We start from the raw sequence: 6475 nt of genomic DNA, 5'->3' as shown, positions 1-6475 counted from the left end.
TGGTGCTGACGTCAGACAGGCTCAATGGAGCCGACCGACGATGTTGCATTGCCCCAATTATGGATGAGAAGCCGTCTTTGCTCGCCGTCATACGAGCTTGCATTACTCTTCGGACCTGGCTGTGACTGAGCTGATTTTCATCCCATCAGCTCCGGCCCCAGCTTCGAGCAGCCTTGTCACGTCCCAGTTACTGGTATCAATCTCAACAACTTTGGAAGACAATTCCGATCCGACATAGAGATGCGTGCCGTCTGGCGAGAATAATAGGGACGGCGGCCTTTCAATGTCGAACTTGTTGAGATCAACATTGGCGCGCTCACTGCGTTCAGCGGCATCCAGAATCAAGACGCGGTTCCCGTGGAGATCGGCTATGGCTACACTATCCCCTGCTGGATTGAAGCGCACCCGGATCGGCACGAAGCCTGTATCGATCGTTTCGATCCGCTCCATAGTTTCAGCATCAAAGATGACGATTGTTTTGGACTGGTTGTTGCCGACCCAGACTTCCTTCCCGTCCGGGCTAACAAACACCGCTTCCGGGCCCTTGTCCGCCTTAATCGTCTGAAGCGTTGTCATTGCCTCTGTGTCGATGACACTGATCGTATCCGAACCGCGACTTGTGACATATGCACGCGAGGCATCGGGTGAGAGGGCAAGCAAATGCGAGCCAATCTGGTCGGTTTTCGCGACCCCTGTGACCTCGCCGCTCTCAACATCCACCTTAATGACATCGCGGGTTTCTTCAGTTGTTACGATCACGCTATTGGTATCGCCGATCCAAGCGATCCCATGCGGTGCAAGATGCGGCTCAATGTCGATTGCCCTGACCAATTCAGTCGACGCGATATCGAACACGTTCAGTTCGCGACCAATGTATCCGTCCTCAAGGTATGAAACGACCACCGCAAGGGATTGATCGGGCGAGAGAGCGACTTCGTGTGGGGATGGCCCAGTCGCCTGACGCGCTATTTCTTGACCGCTGTCGAGGTCAATGAAACTGACTGTGCCTTCATATTTGTTCGCGACAACAAGGGTGTCGGCATAGGCTGCCGCTGGTAGTATCGATATCAAAAGTGCTGCTAGACTAAAGGTTTTCATAATTTGTCCTTTTGGTTTTGCGATGCACGGGCCGCCGCCTTACCTATGGCAGTTCGCTTTCTATTCAGTTGGGAAATCTGAGGAGAATTGCAATCTTCTGCCGGTATTCTGAACACAAATTCATCGTCCGGCCATCGGTAAAGGGCAATGGTGGTTTAAGAATATTCTGTCACTAGGTGAATTGGCAGTTTTGCATCGAAAAACGGTTATCTAGGCTAGTTTATCAGAATTCGAGGCGAAAGGTCTCGGGAGTGAAGCGTAACCCCACCCTTGGCTGGCAGGTCAACAGGAACCGGCCCATAGAGGTTATCCGTCAAGAGGCTCATCGCCGCGAGTCAGCATCCTCAAAACCGATAATTGTTAGTTTTGCCTCAGATAGAACGGCTTACCTTGCACTGACACACAGGTGGTTCGCAGCACTGCAAAAATGCCGAGAATTTGGCATTCCTTACCGGTTAAGCCGACGAATCCCGCAGCGCTGAAGAATTGATCTTGCGAAGTGGCGCATCCGACGCCAGCATCGAACTCAACTCATGGGGACGTTGTCGCGTGCAGACAGTTAAGCTTTCACCGCGATCCGTCGTGGCCGCGACAAGTGGAAATACGCTAGAATGGTATGATTTTACCGTCTACGGGTTTCTTGCACCCATAATCGGTCGGGTTTTCTTTCCATCGGATGACCCTTTCGCTGCCACCATCTCTGCCTTTGCCGTTCTGGCGATTGGCTATGCGGCAAGAGCGATCGGCAGCTTTGTATTTGGACACATTGGCGACCGGCTCGGGCGAAAACCCGCACTGATCCTGTCTGTTTTACTTATGGGTGGGGGATCTTTGGCGATCGCTTGCCTGCCAACCTACGAACAGATTGGTATCTCGGCAGCAGTATTGTTGGTTGCAATCCGCATTATGCAGGGCATCTCTGTGGCGGGGGAATACACCGCGTCGGGCGTTTTGATCATTGAGCAAACACCGCTGGAGCGCCGCGGCTTTATCGGCAGCTTCGTACCTTTTGCAATGTTGATGGGTTGCGTTCTGGGATCGGCAGTACCGGCCGCGTTGTCTTCGATCTTGAGCGATGACCAGATGGCGGTGTGGGGTTGGAGGGTGCCATTCCTGCTTGGTGCTGTTGTTGCCCTCTTCAGCGTAATCCTTCGCCGCAATCTGAGTGAATCCACCGCGATGTCAGAGGTTTCCAAATCTGACTCGTCGCCTGTGATTGTTGCACTGAGTCAACATTGGCATTTGGTTATGCAGATGGTGATCCTGCTTATTCCAACTGCTGTAATCTATTTCATGATCTTCGTTTACGCAGCCTCGTATCTGACAGCACAGATGCATATCACCAGCGCCAAAGCGCTCGACATAACAACATTAAACCTTCTGGTCATGGCATTGGCGGCACCGCTTTTCGGGTGGCTCGCAGACCGGTTTGGACTCAGGCCAGTATTTCTGGCGGCAGCTATTGCATCGGTCGTTTTTGCGGTGCCTCTATGGGGGCTGATGCATCAGAACGCACTGGTGTTGATCTATCTCGGGCAATTGGGACTTGCGCTTATCAATGGCGTTGCCTGGGCGTTATCGGTCACTGCACTGACGTCGATGGCACCGTCTGGCCTGCGGGTCAGCACCGTCGCGCTTGGTTACAACATCTGCATGGCGATTTTTGGTGGAACCACCGCGCTGATCGCAACCTACCTAGTAAACCGCACCGGAGATGATTTCGCCCCAGCCTACTACATGATTGCTGCAGCACTGCTGTCTATCCCGGTAATTTGGAGACTTCCCAAGCTCATCGTTGCTGCACAAACGAAGCTGCCGGAGAGGTAAGGTCCTGAACACCTAGATGTCTGTTCTGCGAAGAGGCTGTGTGAAAACTCAGGCCCATGTCCTCTCTCGCCGTGCTCGTTTTCAGCACCTGTGCAAAAAGTCTCTCAGTAACGTGAGAGAGTGCACATAGAGGGCATTTCAGCGTATTTCGCCAGACGATCAGAGTTTTCACGCAGCCTCCGGACAAAACTACCTCCGATTGATCCGTTGTGATTGCCTGTTTTGGCTGATCGCCCATACCGCCGCTTCAGTTCAACAATATTGGCGAACAGATGGTCTTAGTAAACCCAACCCCTCTGCCGCCTTCGTTCCTGGATCGTTGTTGCATCAGAACAGGGCAAACACGATGTTCCGATACTTGTAGACAAGCCCCGAGTTCACCCTATGCGCGATCAAGTTGTCGTCGCCCCAATCAGGCAGTGCATCAGATTGGCTATCCTGCCGGACACATTAGCGTAAAATTCAACGTCCGCCTGTCTTCACCTTCGACGGTCACCGCCTCCATCACGCCGCCAGCACCAGAAAAAACGCCGGTCCCGCCGGTGACGCCGTATTGGAAACTCCTCGTTGGCAGGTTTTTCCCTTGAATGTTGCTCCTGTCTGCGACCCCCGACCAATTGATCGTCCCATTCGAAAGCACGGTATGCCCGGTGGCAAGCAGCGGATGTGGTTGATCTTCCAGACCATCTGCATGGCGCGGCATGACAGTCGCTTTCCAAAAGAAAGAACCGATCGGCTGATCATCTGCGTCATGTAGCTGGGCCGATCCGTGACGTACATCCGCTGGGCCCTCCCCTTCCTCACCTCTGTCCTCTACATAAACATCGTGCTGCCTGTAGTAGATCGTAAAGTCGCCGCACTCTATTTCTGCGGCGGCTGGGGCGCATAGGGCAAGCGAAATTGCCGTCACCAGCATTGCTTTCGATCGATAGTTTTTCATAACCAACTCCTTAGATGCAGACGATGGACGTCTCCGCATTCAGTCGAGCCAAATCTGTACGATTCGTGCAACAGAAAAGACTCAACACTTGGAAACCGGACATCGGGTTTTCTCGGTCGGCTTCAGTAGATGATCGAAGCGAGATGACTGCAGAGGTGATCTTTCCAAAAGAGGTCGCCGGAACCATTCGGCCCAAGACTGCGACGACATCTCGAACCAGCCATTCAGGTATGCCGCAGCATTCGACAGTTTGGGGCTCTCTCGGCACCTTCGCCGCGTGATCCGCGAACGGCTGCTTGCACGAACGACCCCCTACCGGAGTAGCCCTACACCTCGGGATGGCCCTATTTGGATAAGCCGACGGCAGGGCTGATTTTGCGGTTTTCTATTTCTTCAAACCAATCCGGCTTTTCGGCACTTCAGATCACGAGTCGCCCAACCTATTCGCCGCCGCCTTGATCTTCTTGTCTGTATTGTACTGGCTCAGCGAGTACACGGCCCAAATAGCAGCCGGAATCCAACCAATGAGCGTCAATTGCAGGAGTAGGCAGAAAAAGCCCTGAAAAGGGCGTCTGATCGTAAAGAACACCACAAACGGAAGCAAAATCGCGAGTATCAATCTCATCTTAAATGACCTTCTGATAGTTAGACCGTTATGTTCTCACGATCATGGTTAAACGCAGATTTACTGAAACAGCACCCCCGTCAAGCGGAGGCACTGCTTTCTGGCCGTTTGGCTCTCATTTTCTCCATCGCCATATCTTTCGCTGACCGGCTTTTGCGCTTTGCGACCGTGCGCTGCGCATCAAATGCCGCCTGAAGTTCCTGATCTTTTTCCGAAACCTCTTTCACCGGGGCAGGGGCCGGTTTCGCGTCAGCCAGCGCCTTTGCCGTGTCCCTGGCTTGCTCTGCAGCCAGATCGAGGTGTGTGCCTCTGATCTTCGGACTATCGCCACCCAAGAACTGCATGAAATACGGATCTTCGAAGTATCGGATCTTGTTTGCAATCACCGGCATCTTGCCTTCGCGGATCAGAACAACCTCATTTTCAGGCAATCGGCCAACGTGTTCGGGCCGGAGCAGGCGAATGCCTTCCTCGCGTTCCGATATGCTGCCCATTTCCATTTTGCCGAGCGCCCGCGACTTCGATTTGCTCATTACTGTTTTGTCACCGATGGATCTGGACACGTGTTCGCGTACCTCTGAATCCTCAGATGCCGCAAACATCTGCGTCCCGGCGTTTGCCAGCATCGCCCGCACACCTTCATGCCCATAAATGTCCTGCAGGCGCGACAGTGTTTGCGAAATCACCACCAGCCGACCGCCGAAGGATCGCATGGTGTCATAGGCCTCAACAACACGCTCCAGGTGGCCGAGGCGCTGAAACTCATCGAGCAACATCAGCACTTTGAACGGCTCATCTTCGCCCGGCTCAACGGTTTCGATAGTGTTCACCAGATCGAGGAAAAACAGGCGAATGAGCGTCCGGAACTCTTTGACCTTTTTTCCTGGCACAGAAAAATAGATCGAGGTGGGGCGTCGACGCAGATCTTCAAAGTTGATGTCATTGCCCTGCGTAGCTCTTGCCACCGACGGGTTGCGCCAGAGCTGAAGGCCGGAGTTCAACATAACCGAAATCGTTGACCGCAGGATTTTGGATTCTTCGGCTGCAAGATTCAGGAACTCATCTGCTGCCCGGGCGTAGCCCACTTCTTCGGCCATCTCTTCATAATCCTTTTGCTTGGTCGTTTTGACCAAGCGCAGGATCTCGGAAACGTATGGCCGCTTTCTTTTGATCGCCAACATCGCCATTGCGCAGAACATACCCTCGACGCCGCCCATAAAGCCCTGAGCGGACTGGCTGGGTGTGTCGAACATCTGGGTTGCGACCTGAATCACTTCTTCCCAGCGTCGATCCAGATTGTCTGCCCGAGCTGCGCGGCGCAGCGGGTTATAGCTGTGGCTTTTTTCGGGGTTCTCAGGGTCGAACACAAAGACCTCATCGCCCATTGCCGCCCGCCGTGCACCGGTCGCTTGGAAGATCTCGCCTTTGATGTCCAGAACAACGCAGGAGCCGTTGAACCGCAGAATATTGGGGATCACAAAGCCGCTCGTTTTACCCGATCCAGACGGCGCAATGAACATCGCATGTGGTTTTTGAACAGTTGGACCGGGCTTATAGAAAATCGCGTTTTTCTCTTTTGTTGGGTCGAACTTGGCAAAAACAATTTCACTGTCCAGCTTGGATTTCAGCTTCAGCGGTGCCGCGTATCCTTCTGTTACGAGCTGAGGCGCTTTTGCAAATACGGCATCCCCGTATTTGGTCGAGGGGCCGCGCAGAGCAGCGGCCACAAACGCAAATGTCAGAACGCAGACGGCCACAACAGCCACAAGCCCGATGACCTGTTGTTCTTCTGCAGGCCGTGACATGAACTTTTCTGGGATTGCCCAAATGTCCAGCCCCCGGAAACCTTGTGTGTTGAGGTATTCGATGACCAGGCCGACCACCAACACCGCACAGGCTGAAGTAGCGATAAAGCCCATTGTGCCGGCTATTGCTACCTTCTTGCCTTTTGGTAGATCCTGAAACTCAGCCATAACGTAAGTCCT

Annotated in this window: 5 protein-coding genes; 1 reads left to right on the top strand and 4 read right to left on the bottom strand. The window is 53.4% G+C overall.

The window, feature by feature from the left end; translation table 11 throughout:
* Positions 1 to 102: 102 nt before the first annotated feature.
* Positions 103 to 1098: a YncE family protein gene (locus DS906_RS06545; protein WP_113789410.1), complete on the bottom strand. Its 996-nt coding sequence runs from the start codon at positions 1096 to 1098 to the stop codon at positions 103 to 105.
* 549 nt (positions 1099 to 1647) lie between these two features.
* Between DS906_RS06545 and DS906_RS06540 the strand changes: the two genes are divergently transcribed.
* A complete protein-coding gene (locus DS906_RS06540; protein WP_113789416.1) occupies positions 1648 to 2925 on the top strand; it encodes an MFS transporter in 1278 nt (425 codons plus the stop codon).
* Between the two features lie 433 nt (positions 2926 to 3358).
* Here DS906_RS06540 and DS906_RS06535 read toward each other — a convergent pair whose 3' ends face one another.
* From DS906_RS06535 to DS906_RS06525, 3 genes are all read right to left on the bottom strand, one after another.
* Positions 3359 to 3865: a hypothetical protein gene (locus DS906_RS06535; protein WP_113789409.1), complete on the bottom strand. Its 507-nt coding sequence runs from the start codon at positions 3863 to 3865 to the stop codon at positions 3359 to 3361.
* 424 nt (positions 3866 to 4289) lie between these two features.
* A complete protein-coding gene (locus DS906_RS06530; protein ID WP_113789408.1) occupies positions 4290 to 4490 on the bottom strand; it encodes a YqaE/Pmp3 family membrane protein in 201 nt (66 codons plus the stop codon).
* Positions 4491 to 4570: 80 nt separating this feature from the next.
* Positions 4571 to 6463 carry a type IV secretory system conjugative DNA transfer family protein gene (locus tag DS906_RS06525; protein ID WP_113789407.1) on the bottom strand — a complete coding sequence of 631 codons (1893 nt, stop codon included), beginning with the start codon at positions 6461 to 6463 and terminating at the stop codon, positions 4571 to 4573.
* Positions 6464 to 6475 lie beyond the last annotated feature (12 nt).

This window comes from Ruegeria sp. A3M17 (assembly GCF_003318255.1).
GTDB lineage: Bacteria > Pseudomonadota > Alphaproteobacteria > Rhodobacterales > Rhodobacteraceae > Ruegeria.
Note: the sequence above shows the minus strand (reverse complement) of the source record. Positions and strands in the feature narration are given on the sequence as shown.

What these genes read in the sequence shown, in the direction of transcription:
- DS906_RS06545 (WP_113789410.1), bottom strand. Translation starts at nt 1,098, where the DNA reads ATGAAAACCTTTAGTCTAGCAGCACTTTTGATATCGATACTACCAGCG.
- DS906_RS06535 (WP_113789409.1), bottom strand. Translation starts at nt 3,865, where the DNA reads ATGAAAAACTATCGATCGAAAGCAATGCTGGTGACGGCAATTTCGCTT.
- DS906_RS06530 (WP_113789408.1), bottom strand. Translation starts at nt 4,490, where the DNA reads ATGAGATTGATACTCGCGATTTTGCTTCCGTTTGTGGTGTTCTTTACG.
- DS906_RS06525 (WP_113789407.1), bottom strand. Translation starts at nt 6,463, where the DNA reads ATGGCTGAGTTTCAGGATCTACCAAAAGGCAAGAAGGTAGCAATAGCC.